We start from the raw sequence: 19,001 nt of genomic DNA, 5'->3' as shown, positions 1-19,001 counted from the left end.
CCTTAACCCAATCAAACTTGGGCAATCCACTTACGGTGCGTGTGGATGGCCATTAACACCCCAAACCCTGACATCAGCGTCACCAGCGAAGTTCCACCGTAACTAATGAAAGGCAGCGGCACCCCTACCACCGGCAACAGGCCACTGACCATGCCGATGTTGACGAATACATAAACGAAGAAGGTCATCGTCAGGCTGCCGGCCATCAGCTTACCGAACAGCGTCTGCGCCTGGACAGTAATAACCAACCCACGGGCAATCAGTAGCGAGTAAATCAGCAGCAACAGACAGATGCCGACCAGACCGAACTCTTCACCGAGGACCGCAATGATAAAGTCCGTATGGCTTTCCGGCAAAAAATCCAGGTGCGACTGAGTGCCGAGCAGCCAGCCTTTACCAAACACGCCGCCCGAACCGATCGCCGCCTTCGACTGAATGATGTTCCAACCTGTCCCCAGCGGGTCGCTTTCCGGGTCGAGAAAGGTCAGCACCCGCTGCTTCTGATACTCGTGCATGACGAAGAACCACATGCCCACGGCGACCGGCACCACCGCCGCCGCCGCGCCGAGAATCCAGCGCCATTGCAGGCCCGCCATAAACAGCACGAAGGCCCCCGAGGCGAGGATCAGCAACGCGGTGCCCAGGTCCGGCTGGCGCACGACCAACACGAAGGGCACGCCGATCAGCGCCAGGCTGAGCAATAGATGTTTCAGGCGCGGTGGCAAGCTGCGTTTGGCCAGGTACCAGGCGATGGTCGCCGGCATCAGGATCTTCATGAATTCCGCCGGCTGGAAGCGGATCACCCCGGGAATATTGATCCAGCGCGTGGCGCCCATGGCGTTATGGCCCATCACCTCGACCAGCACCAGCAAAGCGACGCCGAACACATAGCCCAGCGGTACCCAGCGCGCCAAGAAGCGTGGCTCGAACTGGGCGATCACGCACATCGCCAGCAGGCCAAGGCCGAACGAACTGGCCTGCTTGATCAACAGATCCCAATTTTTACCGCTGGCGGAATACAGCACGAACAGGCTGCCGGCGGCCAACACCAGCAGCAGCAAGAGCAACAGACCGTCGATGTGCAGGCGCTGCAGCAGACTGGCACGCCGGCGCATCACGTCCTCGTTGGACAGGGTGCGATCGAAATTACTATTCATAGGTTCGGAGCCTCGGCACTCAGGGGCGGCGCGTACTCCGCTTTCAACTGGCCGTTTTCACCCAGCAGCCAGGCGTCCATCACCTGCTTGACCACCGGCGCGGCGACACCCGAGCCGGACTCGCCGTTCTCGACCATCACCGCCACCGCAATCTTCGGGTTGTCCGCCGGAGCGAAGCCAATAAACAGCGCATGGTCGCGATGCCGTTCCTGCACCTTGGAACGGTCGTATTTCTCGCCCTGCTTGATCGCCACCACCTGCGCCGTGCCGCTCTTGCCGGCAATCCGATAAGCCGCCGTGTCGCCGACCTTGCGCGCGGTGCCGCGCGGGCCGTGCATCACCATCTGCATACCGTTGCTGACCTGCTGCCAGATGCCCGGATCACGCAGCACTATGTCCGGCAGCGGGCTCGGATCGACCGGTGGCAGCCCTTCGATGGTTTTCGCCAGATGCGGGCGAATCCACTTGCCATGGTTGGCGACCAGGGCGGTGGCCTGGGCCAGTTGCAGCGGTGTGGCCTGCATATAACCCTGGCCAATCCCCAGGATCAGGGTTTCACCCGGGTACCAGGCCTGGCGATAACGCGCACGCTTCCAGTCACGCGACGGCATCAGCCCGCTGGATTCCTCGAACATGTCCAGAGCAACCCGCTGACCGATGCCGAAGCGGCTCATATAAGTGTGCAATCGATCGATGCCGAGCTTGTGCGCGAGGTCGTAAAAGTAGGTGTCATTGGAGCGCATGATGGCCATCTCCAAGTTCACCGAGCCGTCACCGGAGCGGTTCCAGTTGCGGTATTTATGCTCGTAATTGGGTAGCTGATAGAAGCCTGGGTCATACACCCGCGAGGCCGGGGTGACCACCCCGCTGTCCAGCCCGGCGACCGCGACCATCGGCTTGATCGTCGAACCCGGCGGGTACAGACCCCGCAGCACCCGGTTGAACAGCGGCCGATCGATCGAGTCGCGCAGCTCCGAATAAGCCTTGAAGCCGATGCCGGTGACGAACAGATTGGGATCGAAGCTCGGCTGACTGACCATCGCCAGCACCTCGCCAGTGGCCGGGTCGAGCGCCACCACCGAGCCACGCCGACCACCCAGCGCCGCCTCCGCGGCTTCCTGCAGACGGATATCGAGGGTAAGGATCACATCCGCACCGGGAATCGGGTCGGTCCGTTTGAGCACCCGCAACACCCGGCCACGGGCGTTGGTCTCGACCTCTTCATAGCCCACCTGGCCATGCAACCGATCTTCGTAGAAGCGCTCGATCCCGGTCTTGCCGATGTGGTGGGTGCCGCTGTAGTTGACCGGGTCGAGTTTCTTCAACTCGGCTTCGTTGATCCGCCCGACATAGCCCACCGAATGGGCAAAGTGCTCCTTCTGCGGATAATGGCGCACCAACTGGGCCACCACCTCGACGCCAGGCAAGCGGAACTGATTCACCGCGATACGGGCGATCTGCTCCTCGCTCAGCTCGAACAGGATAGGTACCGGCTCGAACGGGCGCCGGCCCTGGCGCATGCGCTTCTCGAACAGCGCCCGATCTTCCCGGGTCAGCTCCAGCACTTCGACTATGACATCCAGCACCTGCTTCCAGTCACCGGCGCGCTCGCGGGTCATGCTCAGGCTGAAGCTCGGCCGGTTGTCGGCGATGATCACCCCATTGCGGTCGAAGATCAGCCCACGGGTCGGCGGAATCGGCTGGACGTGAACGCGGTTATTCTCCGACAGCGTCGAGTGGTAGTCGTACTGAATCACCTGCAGGTAATACAGGCGCGCGATCAACACACAGACCAAAAACAGGACGGCGCCAGCGCCTACCACCACGCGTTTGCGAACTTGGCGGGCGTCCTTCTCGTGATCCTTCAGGCGAATCGGCTGCGGCATCGGCGACTACTGGCGACTACTTGTGATAGGGGTGACCGGACAGCACAGTCCAGGCGCGATAAATCTGTTCGCCGATCAAGATGCGCACCAACGGATGCGGCAAGGTCAGCGGCGACAGCGACCAGCGCTGCTCGCTGCGGGCCTGCACCTCGGGCGCCAGCCCCTCGGGGCCGCCAACCATCAGGTTGACGGTGCGCGCATCCAGGCGCCAGCGATCCAACTCGACCGCCAACTGCTCGGTACTCCACGGGCGCCCTTCCACCTCTAAGGTGACTATCCGCTCGCCCGGCTGCACCTTCGCCAGCATGGCTTCGCCCTCCTGACGGATCAGGCGAGCCACGTCGGCATTCTTGCCACGGGTGTTCAAGGGGATTTCCACCAGCTCCAGCGGCAGCTCGGCGGGAAGACGCTTGGCATATTCCTGCCAGCCCTCTTCCACCCAACGCGGCATCCGCGAACCAACGGCGATCAGACGTAGACGCATACCAGGCTCTACCGAGAGTCAGCCTTACTCTTGCCCCGGCGTGTGGTGGGCGCGGCTCTGCTCGGCCCCTTGCCACAGGCGTTCGAGGTCGTAGAACTGGCGGGTGGCGACCTGCATCACGTGCACCACCACATCGCCCAGGTCGAGCAGCGCCCATTCGCCGGTATCCAGGCCTTCGCTGCCGAGTGGGCGTACGCCCTTTTCCTTGACCTTTTCCAGCACGTTGTCCACCAGGGACTTCACATGGCGGCTGGAGGTACCGCTGGCGATCACCATAAAGTCGGTGACGCTGGTTTTCTCGCGCACATCGATGGTGGTGATGTCCTGGGCCTTGATGTCTTCCAGGGCGGCGATGGCCAGCTTGACCAGGTCTTCGCTGGCCAGTGCGGGGTTGTGCAGTTCTTTGTTCTTCATAGGTAACTCGTTAGCTCGTGTTCAGTTCGGCGCGCGGTACAGCCCGCGCGCATGGATATAGGCCAGTACCGCGTCGGGCACCAGAAAACGCACCGACTTTCCGCTGGCCAGCAGACTCCGGATCTGGCTAGCGGACACCGCTAAGGGTGTCTGCCAAACGAATGCAATCTGTCCGCTCGGCCCACTCAGGGTCTGCGGGTCACTGACACTGCGGGCCGCCAGCAAGTCGCGCAGCGCTTCCGGCGCCTCGTTGTCGGCATCCGGGCGTTGCAACACCAGGATATGGCAGTGGTCGAGCAGTTCTTCCCAGCGATGCCAGGTCGGCAGCCCACAAAAGGCATCCCAACCCAGCAGCAGAAACAGTTGATCCGCGGCCGCCAGCTCGGCCCGCAGGGACTCCAGGGTGTCGATGCTGTAGGACGGCTTGTCGCGTTTTAGCTCGCGATCATCCACCCTCAGCGGCGGCACGCCGACTACCGCCTGTTCGACCATCGCCAACCGATCGGCGGCGGACACCTGCGGCGCATCGCGGTGCGGCGGCCGCGCGCTGGGGATCAGGCGCAGCTCTTCGAAGCCAAGCTGCTCCGCCACTTCCAGCGCGCCACGCAGGTGGCCGATATGGATCGGATCGAAGGTGCCACCGAAAATTCCGACTCTTTTAGCCACGCAGCTGACCGTCGCCGATCACCACATACTTCTCGCAGGTCAGGCCTTCCAAGCCGACCGGGCCACGGGCGTGCAGCTTGTCGGTGGAAATGCCGATCTCGGCGCCCAGACCGTACTCGAAGCCATCGGCGAAGCAGGTCGGAGTATTGAGCATCACCGAACTGGAGTCGACCTCGGCGAGGAAACGCCGCGCCTGCCCTTGATGCTCGGTAACGATCGAGTCGGTGTGGTGCGAACCGTAGTGATTGATGTGCTCGATGGCCTGATCCAGACCATCGACCACCCGAATCGACAGAATCGCCGCCAGATACTCGGTGCTCCAGTCTTCCTCGGTTGCCGGCTGCGCCTCGATCAACGCGCGAGTCCGCTCACAACCGCGCAGCTCGACACCCTGGGCGCGAAACTCGGCCGCCATCGCCGGCAGGAAGTCCGCAGCGACCGCTTGATCCACCAGCAAGGTCTCCATCGCACCGCAGATGCCGTAACGGTAGCACTTGGCGTTGAAGGCGATCTTCTGCGCCTTGGCCAAATCGGCCTGGGCGGCCACATACACGTGGCAGATACCGTCCAGATGCTTGATCACCGGCACCCGCGCGTCACGACTGATGCGTTCGATCAAGCCTTTACCGCCCCGCGGGACTATCACATCGACGAATTCCGGCATGCCGATCAACGCGCCGACGGCGGCACGGTCGGTGGTTTCCACCACCTGCACCGCGGCAGCCGGCAAACCGGCGTCGGCCAGGCCACGCTGAATGCAGGCGGCAATCGCTCGATTGGAATGAATCGCCTCCGAGCCGCCACGCAGGATGGTGGCGTTGCCGGATTTCAGGCACAGGCTGGCGGCATCGATGGTCACGTTCGGCCGCGACTCGTAAATGATGCCGATCACCCCCAGCGGCACACGCATCTTGCCGATCTGGATGCCCGAGGGACGGTAGCTCATGTCCCGGATGGCGCCGACCGGGTCGGGTAGCGCGGCGACCTGGCGCAGGCCTTCGATCATCCCGTCGATCCGCGCCGGAGTCAGCGCCAGGCGCTCCAGCAGTGCAGGCTCCAGGCCACTGGCGCGGCCAGCGGCCAGATCTTGTTCATTGGCCGCGGACAACTCGGTGCGCGCGGCGTCGAGGGCGGCGGCGGCGGCTTGCAGGGCGCGATTCTTCTGCGCGGTGCTGGCGCGAGCCACCACGCGTGAGGCTTCGCGCGCCGCGCGGCCCAGGCGGGTCATATAGTCGAGCACGGACTCGGTCATGGTCTCGGTGGTCTGGCAATGAGGAAAGCGGCTGATTATAGCGGCGCAGCCGCCCCACGCCCAGCGGCGTCGGGCGGGTGGTAAACAGCGCGTCCCACTGCCGCCACGGTAACGCCCCTAGCCACTGCCGCCAGGGCTGAGCGGCGGGACGGTGACACCCACGGCCCAGCGCCGCCCGAAGGTTGGGTAAACAAACGCCTCGCCGATGTTTACCTTCAGCCTAGCGCCTCAACCAAGCGCTGTTTGCCACATAAAAACAAGAAGACCCCGGAGTGCTCGCCATGCGTTACCGCACCGACTACAGCGCCACGCTGCTCAGTAGCGCCAGCGAAACCCTCGAACTGGGCGACTGGCGCCTGCACTACCAGGCCTATGCGACTCGCGCCGACGACCCGCGCGCGCCGGTGCTGCTGCTCGGCGGCGCCTTTCAAAGCTTTCGCTCCTTCACCGGCGAAGTCGGCGAACTGCTTGCCGAACACCCGGTGATCCTCCTCGACCTGCCCAGCCAGGGTGGCAACCTGCAACTGGCGCCTGAGCTTGGCCTGGAGGAGCTGGCCGACCTGATCGCCGCCTTCGCCGAAGAACTGCAACTGCCACCGCTGATGCCGATTGGCCTGTCCTATGGCTCGGCGCTGGCGGCGCTGTTTGCCGTGCGCCATCCGCAGCGCTGCGCGCGCCTGTTGCTGGCCGGGATCACCGCCTTTGGCCGACCCGGCGCGCGCCGCCTGCTGGAGGAGGGTCTGGCCCTGCTGGCCGAAGGCCAGACCGCCGCCTTCGCCCAAGGTGCGCTGACCGGACTGCTGAACCCGCTGCGCCTCAACGCAACCGGGGTTTCGCCGGTATTTCGCAAGGCCCTGCTGCGGCAGATGCAGCGACTGTCGCCGACCGAGGTGGAGCGCTATCGGCAAAACAGCCTGCGCCTGCTGGGTTTTCAGGGTTTTGCGCAACACCCGGCGTGCCCGACGCTGGTGCTCGCCGGCGAACACGATCACTTCACCCAGCCCTGGGAACACGCCAGCTTCGCGGCGGCCTGCGCCGATGCCGACTGTGCGCTGATCCACGACGCCGATCACCTCGCCCAGTTCGAACGGCGGAGCGCCTGTGCCGGTCTCTATGGCCCTTTTCTGCGCGGCGAGCCGCTGCCGCCGGTCAGCCCCGGCAGCACCCGTTTGGCCCGCAGCCCGCTGTTGCAGCTGGAGAAACGCCATGAAGCCCGTCGCCCCCCGCTTAATCGGCGCGCCCGCCTGACTCACGCCGAGGCTGGCGAGTGGGCCGTCGAGGTAGCCGAGCTGGGCTTCTTCGGTGGCCTGTTGCAGGGTGACTTACCGGCCGCGCCGCCGCTGCGGGGCTGGCAACTGCAGCTGCCCGGGCTGCCGGCACTGCCGCTATTGCCGCTACGCCTCGGCGCGAATGGCTTGGCGCTGGTCTTTCCGCATACCGACGCGCTGGCCAGTGAAGCGCTGGCGGAGCTGGTTAGCCAGCCCGCGCTGCCAGCCATGGCCTGCGCCTAAGCTCGACGCTCAAGTGCAGTTCACAGCCGCGCTTCGATCACCCGCACCAGGCTCGGCAGCGACATCGGCGGCAGGCCAAGGGCGGCGCCATGCTCACCGGGATCGAGCACCTGGGTCGCGCGAAACCCACAGCCGCTAAAGGCCGCGACGATTTCCTCGGCGTTGCGGTAGTGCAGCGGATAGTTGCCGCGCGTCAGCCGGCCGACCAGGCCAACGCCCCAGCGTAACTGCCGGTAACGCGGGTGTTCGCGCAAGTCCGGATAGAGTTCGGTGAGGTAGCTCGCCTGCGGGAACTGCTTGAGCTGCTCGGCCAGGCGCGTCCAGAAACCTTCGATCAGCGGCCGCTCGAAGTAATTGACCAAGCCCTCGGTAATCACCAGCACCGGCTCGTTGTGATCCAGCCCGGCGAACAACGCCGCCAGGCTCTGCGCGCCCTGCTCGGCGAGAATATTCACCGACTGCACCCGATGCCGACCGCTCAACCAACCCTGGCCATGCAGCAGCAGGCGCTTGCGCGCGGCCATCGCCGGCAAATCCGCCTCCAGGTAACGCAGCTCGGGGTAGCGCTGGCAGAAGCGCTGACCACGGGGCGACAGCCCACAGGCGATCTCCACCACCTGGCGCACGCCGCCCTGCTCGATGGCCGCAGTCAAGCGCGCGTCGATCAGCAGATGGCGTTGCAGCAGGAAGTTCTCGATATCCAGGCCGAAACCGACCCGCGCGCCCCAGGTGATCGGCCTCAGCAGGGCATGCACCCAGCGCCCGAAGGGGGTGGCGAACGCCGGCTCGGCCAACTGGTGGCGATACCAGACATAGCCGGTGTAATGCGCACTGGGGCTGATATGGGCACTGTCGGCGCGGGCGTGGCGGCTCATGAGTGGCTCTCTTATTGTTATGATCGCTCCCAGCCTATGCCCTGCCACGCAGCGATGACAGCCCATGCTTAGCGATCCCACCCTTAGTTTGTCCTGGCCGACTAGTGCGCCCTGGCCGAATGCGCGGCCCTTGCCCGACAGCTTTTTCGACCGTGATGCGCAAACCGTCGCCCGCGCCTTACTCGGCAAGGTCATCCGCCATCGCATGGGCGAACTCTGGCTGTCGGCGCGGATCATCGAGACCGAGGCGTACTACTGCGCGGAAAAGGGCAGCCATGCCTCGCTCGGCTACACCGCGAAACGCCGCGCGCTGTTTCTCTCTGGCGGGCACATCTACATGTATTACGCCCGCGGGGGCGACTCGCTGAACTTCAGCGCCCGGGGGGCCGGCAATGCGGTGCTGATCAAAGCGGCTTACCCCTTTCTCGATGCCCGGAGCGGCCCCGACAGCCTGGCGCAGATGCAGCGCAACAACCCCGACGCGCAAGGCCGACCGCGCCCGCTCAACAAGCTCTGCGCCGGCCAGACGCTGCTGTGCAAAGCCCTCGGCCTCAAGGTGCCGGCCTGGGACGCGCAACGCTTCGACTGGCAACGGCTGTTCGTCGAAGACGTCGGCGAGACACCCGAGCAGATTATCCAGACCACCCGCCTGGGCATATCGAGTGGGCGCGACGAGCACTTGCTCTATCGGTTCGTCGACGCCGCCTACGCCCGCCACTGCACGCGCAACCCGCTGCGCCGCGGCCAAGTCGAGCAACGCGACTTTTATCTGCTCAATCAGCACCAGCTCAATCAGGAGTCGAACCCATGAGCGAGTGGCTCAACAGCCTGACCGGCTGGCTAAGCGCCCACCCGCAGTGGCTCGGCCTGAGCATCTTCCTGGTGGCCTGCGTCGAGTGCCTGGCCATCGCCGGCATCGTCGTACCGGGCACCGTGCTGCTGTTCGCCATCGCCGTACTGGCCGGCAGCGGCGCCCTGGGTCTGGGGGAAACCCTGCTGCTGGCCTACACCGGCGGGCTGCTCGGCGACGCCCTGTCCTATGCCTTGGGGCGCCGCTTCCATCAGAACATCCGCCGCCTGCCGGGGCTACGCCACCACCCGGAATGGCTGATCGGTGCCGAGCACTACTTCCAGCGCTATGGCGTGGCCAGCCTGCTGGTCGGTCGCTATATCGGACCGCTGCGACCTATGCTGCCGATGGTCGCCGGCATGCTCGACATGCCGCTCGGTCGTTTTATCCTGGTCAGCCTGATCGCCGCCGCCGGCTGGTCGGTCGCCTACCTGTTGCCCGGCTGGGCCACCGGCGCCGCCCTGCGCTTGCCGCTGCCGGAAGGCTTCTGGGGCGAGGCCGCGGTGGTGGCGCTCAGCCTGGCGCTGCTTCTCGCGGCGAGCATTCACAGCAGCCTGCGCAATCAACGCTGGGCCACTGCGCTGGCGGCTGGGTTGAGCCTGTCGCTTCTGCTCGCGCTGTTCATCGGCTGGCCGCGCCTGGCGCAACTCGATCAGGGCCTGATGACACTGGTGCAGGAGCAGCGCCACCCAGGCCTGGATAGTGTGATGGTGTTGATTACCCGACTTGGCGACCTCAAGACCCAGCTAAGCGTCGGCCTATTGCTAAGCCTGCTACTGCTGCTGACCCGACAATGGCGCGCGCTGCTGTTCGCCGCCGGTACCCTGCTCGGCACCGCCTTGGCCAATCAGAGCCTGAAGCTGCTGTTCGCCCGCGCGCGCCCGGAAGTCCTGCTCGAACCCCTGCACAGTTTCAGCCTGCCCAGCGGCCATAGCTCCGCCTCTTTTGCGTTTTTTCTGGTGCTGGGGGTCTTGGCCGGTCGCGGTCAGCCGGCACGCTTGCGGCTTACCTGGCTGCTGCTGGCAAGCCTGCCGGCCCTGGCGATCGCGCTGTCACGGGTGTATCTGGGCGTGCACTGGCCGACCGACATCATCGCCGGCGCGCTGCTGGCCACCGGCGTCTGTGCGCTGAGCCTGACCCTGACGCAGTGGAAAACGCCGCTGACCGCGCTGTCGCCACGCGTCTGGTGGTTGATCCTGCCGGCCTGCCTGGGGCTACTCGGCGCCTTTGCCACTTGGGCACTGCCGGCAGCGCTGTTGCAGTACCGCTATTGAGCTCGAGCGATTCGTTTACCTATAGGTATCTACGCAATCATCTCGCCCTGCAGCCGATCCAGCAGCCGCTGAATATGCGCCAGGCGTTGTTGCGGATCGGCCAGCACCAGCAGCTCCAGCTTCTGCTTCGTGGTAAAGGGCAATAGATACGCCAGCTGATAGGCCAATGCCTGCTGCCCCGTCACCGCCCCGCCCATGCCCAACTCGGCGACCATCGGGTGTTCGGCCAGGGCGCTTAATAACGCGGCCAAATCGGCGTGCTCGGGCAGCAACGGGCCCTCGTCGGCCTCGGTTAGCCAGTCGATATCGGCCATGGTCAGTTGATCGCGCTGCACCTCGGCGCGGTTAACCTTGAAACGCCGCGCACCTTCGACCCGAATCCCCAGCAAACCATTCGGGCGCTGCTGCCAATCGCGGATCAGCGCCTCACAGCCGACCGCGGCGAAGCGCCCGGCAGCATGGCCGACCTCTTCACCTTCGAGGATGCAGACCACGCCAAAACCTTCGCCGCGCTTCATGCAGGCGCTAAGCATGTCCAGGTAACGCGCCTCGAAAATTTGCAAATCGAGCACGCCACCCGGGAATAACACCGCATTCAGGGGAAACAACGGCAACCTCATCAAACGCTCCTTCTTCCGCGGCCCGCTCGCGCCTACCCGCCAGCCCCACCGGCGCAACACTGCCGGGGCATCACGCCAGCAAAGCTACCACCAAGGGTAGCAACACCGCCGTGGCCACCCCCATCAAACTCATCGCCAACGCGGCAAAGGCGCCACACTCTTCGCTCTCCTGCAGCGCCCGCGAGGTGCCGACTGCATGCGCCGTCAGGCCCAGGGCCATGCCTTGCGCGGCGTGATGGTGCACGCCGAAGCGGCGTAGCAACTCCGGGCCGAGAATCGCGCCCAGCACCCCGGTGATCAGCACGAACACCGCGGCCAGGGCGGCGATGCCGCCGATCTGATCCGCCACCAGCATGGCAATGGGTGAAGTCACCGACTTCGGCAATAGGCTCATCAACATCCTCTGCTCGGCGCCAAACAGCCAGGCCAGCGCCACACCCAATGCGGTCGCCAGCAGCCCGCCGACCACCAGGGTCAGCACCGTTGGCCAGAGCAATTGACGAATCCGCCGCAGGTTAAGAAACAGCGGCACCGCCAGCGCCACAGTCGCAGGGCCGAGGAAGATGGTCAGCACCTTGGCGCTTTCCCGGTACTCGGCATAGCTCAGACCGCAGGCCAGCAACACGCCGATCACCGCGAGCATCGAGACCAGCACCGGCTGCAGCAACACCCAGCGGGTTTTCTCATAGGCGCTCAGCGCCAGTTGATAAGCGCCGAGGGTCACCCCGACCCCGAACAGCGGATGGTGGATCAGCGCCTGCCAGGCGCCATGCCAGTCGAGGCTCATGCATCCTCCCGCCGGCGCGCTTGCCGCTCGATCAGCTTCTGCATCAGCCAACCGGCGAAGACCAAGGACAATACCAGCGACAGGCTCAGCGCCCCCGCCACCGCCCAGAAGTCCGCGGCAATCGCCTCGGCATACACCATGACGCCCACCGCTGCGGGCACCAACAACAGCGACAGATAGCGCAGCAAGCTGGTGGCCGCCAGCGTCAAGGGCTCACTCACCTCGCCACGCAGCATCAGGAACACCAGCAGCAACAGCAGGCCGATGATCGGCCCGGGCAGCATGGACAAGAACAACACATTGAGCGCGGTGCCGAGCAATTGGAACAGCACCAACCAGGTCAGGCCGCGTAGCAGCATGGGAGTCTCCGATTCAGGTCACAGCGAGCCAAGCAATCGCGCTGCGGCGCATAAGCCCGGCCATTATAAGCATGCTAAGCAAACCGCTATAACCCACCATTCGGCCTAGCGATACAGGCTTGACCCCATGCACGGTGCATGATGATCTAGGCCCCATGAGGATTTAATTCACAAAACAACAAAACCCCGTCCTTCAAGGAGGATCTATGCCGTTCGTACCCGTTGCAGAACTCAAGGACTATGTTGGCAAGGAACTGGGCCGTTCCGCTTGGCTGACCATCGACCAGGAGCGCATCAATCAATTCGCCGAATGCACCGGCGACCACCAGTTCATTCACGTCGACCCGGAGAAGGCCAAGCTGACCCCGTTCGGCACCACCATCGCCCATGGCTTTCTCTCGCTGTCGCTGGTGCCGATGCTGATGGAAAAAATCATGATCATGCCGCAGGGCCTGAAAATGGCGGTCAACTATGGCCTGGACAGCGTGCGTTTCATCCAGCCGGTCAAGGTCGATTCCAAGGTGCGGCTGATCGTCAACCTGACCGACGCCCATGAGAAGAACCCCGGCCAATGGCTGCTCAAAGCCAAGGTGGTACTGGAGATCGAAGGCCAGGAGAAACCGGCCTATATCGCCGAGCCGCTGACCCTCTGTTTCGTCTGAGTCATGACCGTCACAACGGGGCGCTTAATGCGCCCCGTTTTCGTTTCCACGTTGTGATCGCGCCGCACGCGCGCCAACGTCTTTACGGCATACTTCAGCGACTCCCAAGCCCGACAGGCTCCTCGACTCGGATGTCCCGCATGCGTCGCCAATTTCTTGCCCCCTTGGTCCCACTGACCCTCGTGCTACTGCTCGCCGCCTGTGGTGAGGGCGAGCCGCTGACCCCGCCGAATGCCGTGCTGCCGGATGGCGGCCGTTATCGTGGCGAGGTGGTCGACGGTCTGTTGCAGGGTCCAGGCCGCGTGGATTACGCCAATGGCAGCTGGTTCCAAGGCCAGTTCAAGGACGGCCAACCGGAAGGCCTCGGCAAATGGCTGGGGCCGAGCGGCGAGTCCTACGTCGGCGAGTTTCACCAGGGCCTGTTCGATGGCCAAGGCAAGCTCACCTACAGCGACGGCAGCACCTACGAGGGCGGCTTCAAGCAGGCCCGCATGGACGGCGAAGGCAGCCTCAAGCAAGGCGGCCTGAGCTACCGCGGCGAGTTCAAGCAGGATCACTACCACGGCCTCGGCAAACTCGAACGGGCCGACGGCAGCAGCTTCCAGGGCCGCTTCGTGCAGGGCCAGCCCCACGGCGAAGGCCTGCGCATCGATGACAGTGGCAACCAGTTCAGCGGTAACTTCGAGCAGGGCCAACTGAACGGCACGGGCAGCTACAAAAGCAGCGCCGGAGACCTCTACAGCGGCGGCTTTCGCAACGACCAGTTCCATGGCAAGGGCCGCTACGAGAGTGCCGATGGCGACGTCTGGCTGGGCCAGTTCGCCGAGGATGCGCTGAGCGGCCGAGGCGAATACCACGGCGCCGACGGCAGCCACTACGAAGGGATGTTCCGCAACTGGGGTTACCACGGCGAAGGCCGCCTGACACTCGCCGACGGCAGCGTCTATCAAGGCCACTTTGCCTCCGGCAGTTACGCTGGCCGCGGCAGTCTGACCCTGGCCGACGGCAGCGTGCAGGCGGGTATCTGGCAGCAGGGACTGCGCGTGCGTGATAGCCAGGGCCAAGCCCTGCCCGACCCCCTGGAGATTGGCCTGCTGGAACAAGGCCACCTGCTTGAGCAGGCCATCGCCGCGCTTCCCGCCTCCACCCCGGCACTCGAACTCTACAGCCTGACGCTCGCCGGTGACGGCAAGCAGAGCGTGTTTCTGCGCGAGGCCGACTACGTCAGCCAACTGCTCGGCGAGCGCTTCGGGGCGCGCGGCCAGATCACCCTGGCCAATCACCGCGACCATCTCGCCGACCGCCCGCTGGCGACTCGCGAAAGCCTGACCCGCGCGGTGCGCGCACTCGCCGAACGCAGCGGCGCGGAAGACCTGATCTTCATCTACCTGACCAGCCACGGCTCGCGCAGCCATGAGCTGAGCCTCGATCAGCCGCGCCTGCAACTGGCCGACCTGCCGGCCAGCGAACTGGCCGCGCTGCTGCAACCACTCAAGGATCGGCACAAGGTCGTGGTGATTTCCGCGTGTTTCTCCGGCGGCTTTATCCCGCCGCTGAAAGACGCCAAGACCCTGGTGATGACCGCGGCGCGTAGCGATCGGGTGTCCTTCGGCTGCTCGGAAGAAAATGACTTCACCTATTTCGGCCGCGCCCTGTTCGCCGAAGCCTTGAGCCAAACCGACGATCTGCAACGGGCTTTCGGCCTGGCCAAGGCCAAGGTCGCCGAGCGCGAAAAGGCCGACGGCTTCGAACCCTCGGAGCCACAGATCTGGGCGCCGAAAGCGGTGCTGACACACTGGCGCAAGCTGCGTGAAAGCCAAGCCGAGCATGCACTCGGCGCGACCACTACCGACAAAACCGGCGTCAGCCACTAGACTCAGCGGTAACTGCAGAGAGACACACTTCATGTACCTGACGCCCCAGCATATCCTGCTCGCCGGAGCCACCGGCCTGACCGGCGAGCACCTGCTCGATCGCCTGCTCAGCGAGCCGACGGTGACCCGCGTGCTGGCACCGACGCGTCAACCGCTGGCCGAACATCCACGCCTGGATAACCCGCTGGGCGAGCTGCAGACCTTGCTGCCACTGCTGACCGGCCGACTGGATATTGCCTTCTGCTGCCTAGGCACCACGCTGAAACAGGCCGGCTCGCAGGAAGCCTTCCGTGCGGTCGATCACGACCTGGTGCTGGCGGTCGGCCAACGGGCCCGCGCCCTCGGTGCCCGGCACTTCCTGGTAATCAGTGCTCTGGGGGCCGACGCCAGCTCCCCGGTATTCTACAGCCGCGTCAAAGGCGAACTGGAAGAAGCCCTGAAGGCACAGGACTGGCCGCAACTGACGATCGCCCGGCCGTCCCTGCTGCTTGGCCCTCGCAACGAGTTCCGCCTCGGCGAACGCCTGGCCGCCCCCCTGATGCGCTGGGCCCCCGGTAAATACCGCGGCATCCAGGCCTGCACCCTGGCCCGCGCGCTCTGGCGCCTGGCCCTGGAGGAGCAGGATGGCGTACGCGTGGTGGAATCGGATGAGCTGAGAAGGTTGGGGCGTTAAACTCGCCGCTGGTTATCCCCGAAGAGAATCCCCCGCATGACCACTCCCGACCCGAGCCTGCTCGCAGCGCTCGCAACCGCCGACATGCTCGAAATCGACGGGCTCTATGCCTGGCAGTTCGAGCTGGGCACGGACACCGCAGCCCCGCAGCTGTCGATCGAGGCCATGGACGGCAGCAGCCGCCGGCTCTGGCGTTTCTCCCACAGCGAAGTCCAGGCCGCCACCTTCGACCCCGCCAGCCAGAGCTGGACGCTGGTCGCCAGCAGCGGCGAACACCGGCTCAAATGCCTGGCCGCCCTGGTGGCCGACAATTCCGACGAAGACCTGTGAGACGCCGCGCCTAGAGCCCGCCGCCCCCGCCGACTGGAGACTTATGCGAACCCTCTCGACCCTCATCGGCAACAGCCAGAAACTCGACGGCGGCGCCATGTTCGGCAACGCCCCGCGCGCACTCTGGGAACGCTGGATGACCCCGGATGCGCAGAACCGCATCGACCTCGGCTGCCGCGCCCTGCTGGTGCAGGAAGACGAACGCAACATCCTGGTGGAAACCGGCATCGGCGCCTTCTTCTCCCCCGAGCTGAAACAGCGCTTCGGTGTGCAGGAAGAACATCACGTCCTGCTCGACAGCCTGGCCGAGCGGGGCCTGAGCGATGCCGACATCGACATAGTGCTGCTCACCCATCTGCACTTCGACCACGCCGGCGGCCTGCTCGCCGCCTGGGAGCCCGGCAAGAGCGCCCGCCTGCTATTCCCCAACGCCCGCTTCATCACCGGTCGGCGCCAGTGGCAGCGCGCCTGCAATCCGCATTCGCGGGATCGCGCATCCTACGTCCCGGAACTGCTCGAGCTGCTGGACGCCAGCGGCCGCCTGGAGTTGCTCGACGAGCACGGCGACTCCGCCAGCCTGGGTCCGGACTGGCGCTTTCACTGGAGCGACGGCCACACCCCCGGACAACTGCTGCCGGAAATCGCCATGCCCGACGGCCCGGTGGTCTTCAGTGGCGACCTGATCCCCGGTGCGCCCTGGGTGCATCTGCCGATCACCATGGGCTACGACCGTTTCCCGGAAGGCCTGATCGAAGAGAAGCAAGCCCTACTCGACAGCTTGCTGGCCCGCAACGGCCGCCTGCTGTTCACCCACGATCCGCAGATCGCCATGGGCTGGGTGGTACGCGACGGCAAAGGTCGCTACGGCCTGACCGACATCCAGGAAACCGTGCTCCAGCTCAGAGCCTAGACCGAGGTGCAGCGCCGCTGGAGCCGCCCCTAATACCCACCCGACACGCCCAGCTCGATACCCAGCGCCGCCGCCAGCGAAAGCGGCAGCAGCAGGGTGTCCAGCAACGCGCTGGCCGGCAGGTCGAGGCCGGCATACTTCGGCGCCTCGGCACCGAAGCGATCCAGCGGGCAGCAGCCGCCATTCAGCGAGTACCAATCCAGGCGCGTCCCGGCATACACCAGCGGCGCGCCAGGCTTGGCCGCGTTCAAGGTGCGCGCGGTTGCGCAACCAAGCAGGTTGCCCGCCAGCAGCAGAATTAACAGCAGCCTAATCATCACTGCTCAAATGGTGCTCACCCCAACGCGGCAGCATGTCCTGGGGGATGTTGAGGACGTTGAGGATCCGCGCAACCACGAAGTCGATCAGGTCATCGATGGTCTGCGGCTGATGGTAGAAGCCCGGCGCCGCCGGCAGGATCACCGCGCCGAGATTCGACAGCTTGAGCATGTTCTCCAGATGAATGCTGGAGAACGGTGCCTCGCGCGGCACCAAAATCAGTTGCCGGCGCTCTTTCAGCACCACATCCGCCGCCCGCTCGATCAGGTTATTGCAGGCCCCGGTGGCGATGGCCGAGAGCGTGCCGGTCGAGCACGGCACTACCACCATCGCGCTGGGCGCACCGGAGCCGGAGGCCACTGGGGCCATCCAGTCTTCCTTGCCGTACACGCGAATCTGCCCCGCCGCCGCTCCGGTGTACTCGCTGAGGAACGCCTGCATCGCCTGCGGTTTAGTCGGCAGGGTCACGTCCGTCTCCGTGGCCAGCACCAGTTGCGCCGCCTTGGAAATCAGGAAATGCACCTCGCGCTCTTCCTGGATCAGGCAATCGAGCAGGCGCAGGCCGTACTGCGCGCCGGAGGCGCCGGTCATGGCCAGGGTGATACGTTCCGGACCGCTCATCTCAGTTCTCCAGGGCCGCGGCGAGCTTGCCGTGCAGGCCGCCGAAACCACCGTTACTCATGATCACCACCTGAGTGCCCGGCTGCGCCTGGGCTTTCACTGCGGCGATGATCGCCTCCAGCGAATCGCAGACCTGCGAGGGCACCGTGCAGGTCGCAGTGGTCGCCGCCAGATCCCAGCCGAGGTTGGCCGGCGCGAACCAGAACACCTGATCGGCTTGCTTGACCGAATCCGGCAAGCCGTCGCGGTGCGCACCGAGCTTCATCGAATTGGAGCGCGGCTCGATGATCGCAATCAGCTTGGCGTCGCCCACCCGCTTGCGCAGGCCGTCGAGGGTGGTGGCGATTGCCGTCGGGTGATGGGCGAAGTCGTCATAGATGGTGATGCCGTTGACTTCGGCGACCTTCTCCATCCGCCGTTTGACGTTCCTGAACTCGCTCAGCGCGGCGATACCCTGCCCCGGCACCACGCCAACATGCCGTGCCGCAGCCAGGCAGGCCAAGGCGTTGGCGACGTTATGCTGGCCGGTCAGTTGCCACTCGACCACGCCTTGCAGCGCACCGGCGAAAATCACCTCGAAACGCGAACCGTCTTCGCTGAGCAGGTTGGCCCGCCATTGACCGCCTTCACCGGTGGTCTGCACCGGCGTCCAGCAGCCCATCTCGATCACCCGCTTGAGCGCGGTCTCGGCCTCTGGGTAGATCACCAGGCCTTCGCTCGGGATGGTTCGTACCAGGTGATGGAACTGTCGCTCGATGGCCGCCAGATCCGGAAAGATGTCCGCGTGGTCGAACTCCAGGTTATTCAGGATCGCAGTGCGCGGACGGTAATGGACGAACTTCGACCGCTTGTCGAAGAAGGCGCTGTCGTATTCATCGGCCTCGACCACGAAGAACGGCGTGTCACCGAGGCGTGCGGACACGGCAAAGTTCTGCGGCACGCCGCCGATCAAGAAGCCCGGGCTCATGCCGGCGTGCTCCAACACCCAGGCGAGCATGCTGCTGGTGGTGGTCTTGCCGTGTGTGCCGGCCACCGCCAACACCCAGCGCCCTTGCAGCACATGGTCGGCCAGCCACTGCGGACCGGAGACATAGGGCAGGCCCTGGTTCAGTACATATTCGACCGCCGGATTACCGCGCGACAGGGCGTTGCCGACCACCACCAGATCCGGCGGCGGCTGCAGTTGGGCCGGATCGTAACCCTGAGTCAGCTCGATGCCTTGCGCCTGCAACTGGGTGCTCATCGGCGGGTAAACGTTGGCGTCGGAGCCGGTCACCCGATGGCCCAGCTCTTTCGCGAGAACGGCCAGCGAGCCCATAAAGGTGCCGCAAATGCCCAGAATATGGATGTGCATGATTTACCTTGAAGGCGACCTCGAAAACGGGCTGTGCGGCCCGAAGAAACTGGCCGGCAGGTTACCGCACGCAGCCATGAGGGGGCCAGAGCGCTGCCACTGGACGGTAGGGGGCGCCTGCAAT

General features: G+C 65.0%; 21 protein-coding genes. 8 read left to right on the top strand and 13 right to left on the bottom strand.

The features are described 5' to 3' along the window. Positions 1-11 precede the first annotated feature (11 nt). The 6 genes from rodA to FFS13_RS16290 are packed head-to-tail and all read right to left on the bottom strand — an operon-like array spanning position 12 to position 5,859. The gene (rodA, locus tag FFS13_RS16315) at positions 12-1,115 is read right to left on the bottom strand and encodes a rod shape-determining protein RodA (protein ID WP_171006503.1); all 1,104 of its coding nucleotides are present in this window, start codon (positions 1,113-1,115) and stop codon (positions 12-14) included. Between the two features lie 38 nt (positions 1,116-1,153). Then, positions 1,154-3,043 carry a penicillin-binding protein 2 gene (gene mrdA, locus FFS13_RS16310; protein WP_137820119.1) on the bottom strand — a complete coding sequence of 630 codons (1,890 nt, stop codon included), beginning with the start codon at positions 3,041-3,043 and terminating at the stop codon, positions 1,154-1,156. A 16-nt stretch (positions 3,044-3,059) separates the two neighbouring features. Beyond that, complete coding sequence (gene rlmH / locus FFS13_RS16305) at positions 3,060-3,527, bottom strand: 23S rRNA (pseudouridine(1915)-N(3))-methyltransferase RlmH (protein ID WP_137820118.1); 468 nt, start codon at positions 3,525-3,527, stop codon at positions 3,060-3,062. A gap of 24 nt (positions 3,528-3,551) precedes the next feature. Further along, a complete protein-coding gene (gene rsfS / locus FFS13_RS16300; protein WP_137820147.1) occupies positions 3,552-3,911 on the bottom strand; it encodes a ribosome silencing factor in 360 nt (119 codons plus the stop codon). A gap of 51 nt (positions 3,912-3,962) precedes the next feature. After that, positions 3,963-4,607, bottom strand: a complete 645-nt coding sequence (gene nadD, locus FFS13_RS16295; RefSeq protein ID WP_137820117.1) for a nicotinate-nucleotide adenylyltransferase — start codon at positions 4,605-4,607, stop codon at positions 3,963-3,965. Beyond that, entirely contained in the window at positions 4,600-5,859 is a 1,260-nt protein-coding gene (locus FFS13_RS16290) for a glutamate-5-semialdehyde dehydrogenase (RefSeq protein ID WP_137820116.1), read from the bottom strand. Before FFS13_RS16290 ends, nadD begins: the two co-directional genes overlap by 8 nt. Before the next feature lie 281 nt (positions 5,860-6,140). Between FFS13_RS16290 and FFS13_RS16285 the strand changes: the two genes are divergently transcribed. Further along, positions 6,141-7,370: an alpha/beta fold hydrolase gene (locus FFS13_RS16285; RefSeq protein ID WP_137820115.1), complete on the top strand. Its 1,230-nt coding sequence runs from the start codon at positions 6,141-6,143 to the stop codon at positions 7,368-7,370. A gap of 20 nt (positions 7,371-7,390) precedes the next feature. Here FFS13_RS16285 and FFS13_RS16280 read toward each other — a convergent pair whose 3' ends face one another. Next, positions 7,391-8,245 (bottom strand): class I SAM-dependent methyltransferase, encoded by an 855-nt coding sequence (locus tag FFS13_RS16280; RefSeq protein WP_137820114.1) that lies wholly within the window; start codon positions 8,243-8,245, stop codon positions 7,391-7,393. A 64-nt stretch (positions 8,246-8,309) separates the two neighbouring features. Between FFS13_RS16280 and FFS13_RS16275 the strand changes: the two genes are divergently transcribed. Together FFS13_RS16275 and FFS13_RS16270 are read left to right on the top strand one after the other, a co-directional pair. Then, positions 8,310-9,056 (top strand): DNA-3-methyladenine glycosylase, encoded by a 747-nt coding sequence (locus FFS13_RS16275; protein WP_137820113.1) that lies wholly within the window; start codon positions 8,310-8,312, stop codon positions 9,054-9,056. Next, the gene (locus tag FFS13_RS16270; RefSeq protein WP_137820112.1) at positions 9,053-10,369 is read left to right on the top strand and encodes a bifunctional DedA family/phosphatase PAP2 family protein; all 1,317 of its coding nucleotides are present in this window, start codon (positions 9,053-9,055) and stop codon (positions 10,367-10,369) included. The genes FFS13_RS16275 and FFS13_RS16270 overlap by 4 nt, the downstream gene beginning before the upstream one ends. A gap of 29 nt (positions 10,370-10,398) precedes the next feature. Here the strand turns inward: FFS13_RS16270 and FFS13_RS16265 are convergent, their stop codons facing one another. The 3 genes from FFS13_RS16265 to FFS13_RS16255 all read right to left on the bottom strand — a co-directional run bounded on the left by FFS13_RS16265 (position 10,399) and on the right by FFS13_RS16255 (position 12,135). After that, positions 10,399-10,989 (bottom strand): LON peptidase substrate-binding domain-containing protein, encoded by a 591-nt coding sequence (locus FFS13_RS16265; RefSeq protein WP_137820111.1) that lies wholly within the window; start codon positions 10,987-10,989, stop codon positions 10,399-10,401. 70 nt (positions 10,990-11,059) lie between these two features. Beyond that, on the bottom strand, positions 11,060-11,776 hold the full coding sequence (locus FFS13_RS16260) for an LrgB family protein (protein ID WP_137820110.1): 717 nt from the start codon (positions 11,774-11,776) through the stop codon (positions 11,060-11,062). Next, a complete protein-coding gene (locus FFS13_RS16255) occupies positions 11,773-12,135 on the bottom strand; it encodes a CidA/LrgA family protein (protein ID WP_137820109.1) in 363 nt (120 codons plus the stop codon). The genes FFS13_RS16260 and FFS13_RS16255 overlap by 4 nt, the downstream gene beginning before the upstream one ends. Positions 12,136-12,341: 206 nt before the next feature. Between FFS13_RS16255 and FFS13_RS16250 the strand changes: the two genes are divergently transcribed. The 5 genes from FFS13_RS16250 to FFS13_RS16230 all read left to right on the top strand — a co-directional run bounded on the left by FFS13_RS16250 (position 12,342) and on the right by FFS13_RS16230 (position 16,584). After that, complete coding sequence (locus FFS13_RS16250) at positions 12,342-12,797, top strand: MaoC family dehydratase (RefSeq protein WP_137820108.1); 456 nt, start codon at positions 12,342-12,344, stop codon at positions 12,795-12,797. 140 nt (positions 12,798-12,937) lie between these two features. After that, positions 12,938-14,671: a C13 family peptidase gene (locus FFS13_RS16245; protein ID WP_137820107.1), complete on the top strand. Its 1,734-nt coding sequence runs from the start codon at positions 12,938-12,940 to the stop codon at positions 14,669-14,671. 31 nt (positions 14,672-14,702) lie between these two features. Then, positions 14,703-15,344, top strand: coding sequence for an oxidoreductase (locus tag FFS13_RS16240; protein WP_137820106.1), 642 nt, complete (start codon positions 14,703-14,705; stop codon positions 15,342-15,344). 36 nt (positions 15,345-15,380) lie between these two features. Beyond that, the gene (locus FFS13_RS16235) at positions 15,381-15,674 is read left to right on the top strand and encodes a DUF5629 family protein (protein ID WP_137820105.1); all 294 of its coding nucleotides are present in this window, start codon (positions 15,381-15,383) and stop codon (positions 15,672-15,674) included. Between the two features lie 43 nt (positions 15,675-15,717). Next, positions 15,718-16,584, top strand: a complete 867-nt coding sequence (locus FFS13_RS16230) for an MBL fold metallo-hydrolase (protein WP_137820104.1) — start codon at positions 15,718-15,720, stop codon at positions 16,582-16,584. Between the two features lie 29 nt (positions 16,585-16,613). On the opposite strand, the gene FFS13_RS16225 is transcribed toward FFS13_RS16230, so the two are convergent. Genes FFS13_RS16225 through mpl form a run of 3 tightly spaced genes read right to left on the bottom strand, consistent with a single transcriptional unit; the run spans position 16,614 to position 18,877 of the window. Continuing rightward, positions 16,614-16,901, bottom strand: coding sequence for a YceK/YidQ family lipoprotein (locus tag FFS13_RS16225; RefSeq protein ID WP_137820103.1), 288 nt, complete (start codon positions 16,899-16,901; stop codon positions 16,614-16,616). Next, positions 16,894-17,523 (bottom strand): flavin prenyltransferase UbiX, encoded by a 630-nt coding sequence (gene ubiX, locus FFS13_RS16220; protein WP_137820102.1) that lies wholly within the window; start codon positions 17,521-17,523, stop codon positions 16,894-16,896. The genes FFS13_RS16225 and ubiX overlap by 8 nt, the downstream gene beginning before the upstream one ends. A 1-nt stretch (position 17,524) precedes the next feature. Next, on the bottom strand, positions 17,525-18,877 hold the full coding sequence (mpl, locus tag FFS13_RS16215) for a UDP-N-acetylmuramate:L-alanyl-gamma-D-glutamyl-meso-diaminopimelate ligase (RefSeq protein WP_137820101.1): 1,353 nt from the start codon (positions 18,875-18,877) through the stop codon (positions 17,525-17,527). Between the last annotated feature and the right edge of the window lie 124 nt (positions 18,878-19,001).

This window comes from Pseudomonas sp. 2FG (assembly GCF_005502935.1).
Lineage (GTDB): Bacteria > Pseudomonadota > Gammaproteobacteria > Pseudomonadales > Pseudomonadaceae > Aquipseudomonas.
This window is presented reverse-complemented; position numbering and strand designations above follow the sequence as displayed.

Coding starts and splice junctions, on each gene's coding strand:
- rodA (WP_171006503.1), bottom strand. CDS start 1,115: ATGCGCCGGCGTGCCAGTCTGCTGCAGCGCCTGCACATCGACGGTCTG.
- mrdA (WP_137820119.1), bottom strand. CDS start 3,043: ATGCCGCAGCCGATTCGCCTGAAGGATCACGAGAAGGACGCCCGCCAA.
- FFS13_RS16255 (WP_137820109.1), bottom strand. CDS start 12,135: ATGCTGCTACGCGGCCTGACCTGGTTGGTGCTGTTCCAATTGCTCGGC.
- FFS13_RS16290 (WP_137820116.1), bottom strand. CDS start 5,859: ATGACCGAGTCCGTGCTCGACTATATGACCCGCCTGGGCCGCGCGGCG.
- FFS13_RS16250 (WP_137820108.1), top strand. CDS start 12,342: ATGCCGTTCGTACCCGTTGCAGAACTCAAGGACTATGTTGGCAAGGAA.
- FFS13_RS16270 (WP_137820112.1), top strand. CDS start 9,053: ATGAGCGAGTGGCTCAACAGCCTGACCGGCTGGCTAAGCGCCCACCCG.
- FFS13_RS16265 (WP_137820111.1), bottom strand. CDS start 10,989: ATGAGGTTGCCGTTGTTTCCCCTGAATGCGGTGTTATTCCCGGGTGGC.
- FFS13_RS16245 (WP_137820107.1), top strand. CDS start 12,938: ATGCGTCGCCAATTTCTTGCCCCCTTGGTCCCACTGACCCTCGTGCTA.
- FFS13_RS16225 (WP_137820103.1), bottom strand. CDS start 16,901: ATGATTAGGCTGCTGTTAATTCTGCTGCTGGCGGGCAACCTGCTTGGT.
- FFS13_RS16240 (WP_137820106.1), top strand. CDS start 14,703: ATGTACCTGACGCCCCAGCATATCCTGCTCGCCGGAGCCACCGGCCTG.
- mpl (WP_137820101.1), bottom strand. CDS start 18,877: ATGCACATCCATATTCTGGGCATTTGCGGCACCTTTATGGGCTCGCTG.
- FFS13_RS16235 (WP_137820105.1), top strand. CDS start 15,381: ATGACCACTCCCGACCCGAGCCTGCTCGCAGCGCTCGCAACCGCCGAC.
- FFS13_RS16275 (WP_137820113.1), top strand. CDS start 8,310: ATGCTTAGCGATCCCACCCTTAGTTTGTCCTGGCCGACTAGTGCGCCC.
- FFS13_RS16230 (WP_137820104.1), top strand. CDS start 15,718: ATGCGAACCCTCTCGACCCTCATCGGCAACAGCCAGAAACTCGACGGC.
- rlmH (WP_137820118.1), bottom strand. CDS start 3,527: ATGCGTCTACGTCTGATCGCCGTTGGTTCGCGGATGCCGCGTTGGGTG.
- FFS13_RS16260 (WP_137820110.1), bottom strand. CDS start 11,776: ATGAGCCTCGACTGGCATGGCGCCTGGCAGGCGCTGATCCACCATCCG.
- ubiX (WP_137820102.1), bottom strand. CDS start 17,523: ATGAGCGGTCCGGAACGTATCACCCTGGCCATGACCGGCGCCTCCGGC.
- FFS13_RS16280 (WP_137820114.1), bottom strand. CDS start 8,245: ATGAGCCGCCACGCCCGCGCCGACAGTGCCCATATCAGCCCCAGTGCG.
- FFS13_RS16285 (WP_137820115.1), top strand. CDS start 6,141: ATGCGTTACCGCACCGACTACAGCGCCACGCTGCTCAGTAGCGCCAGC.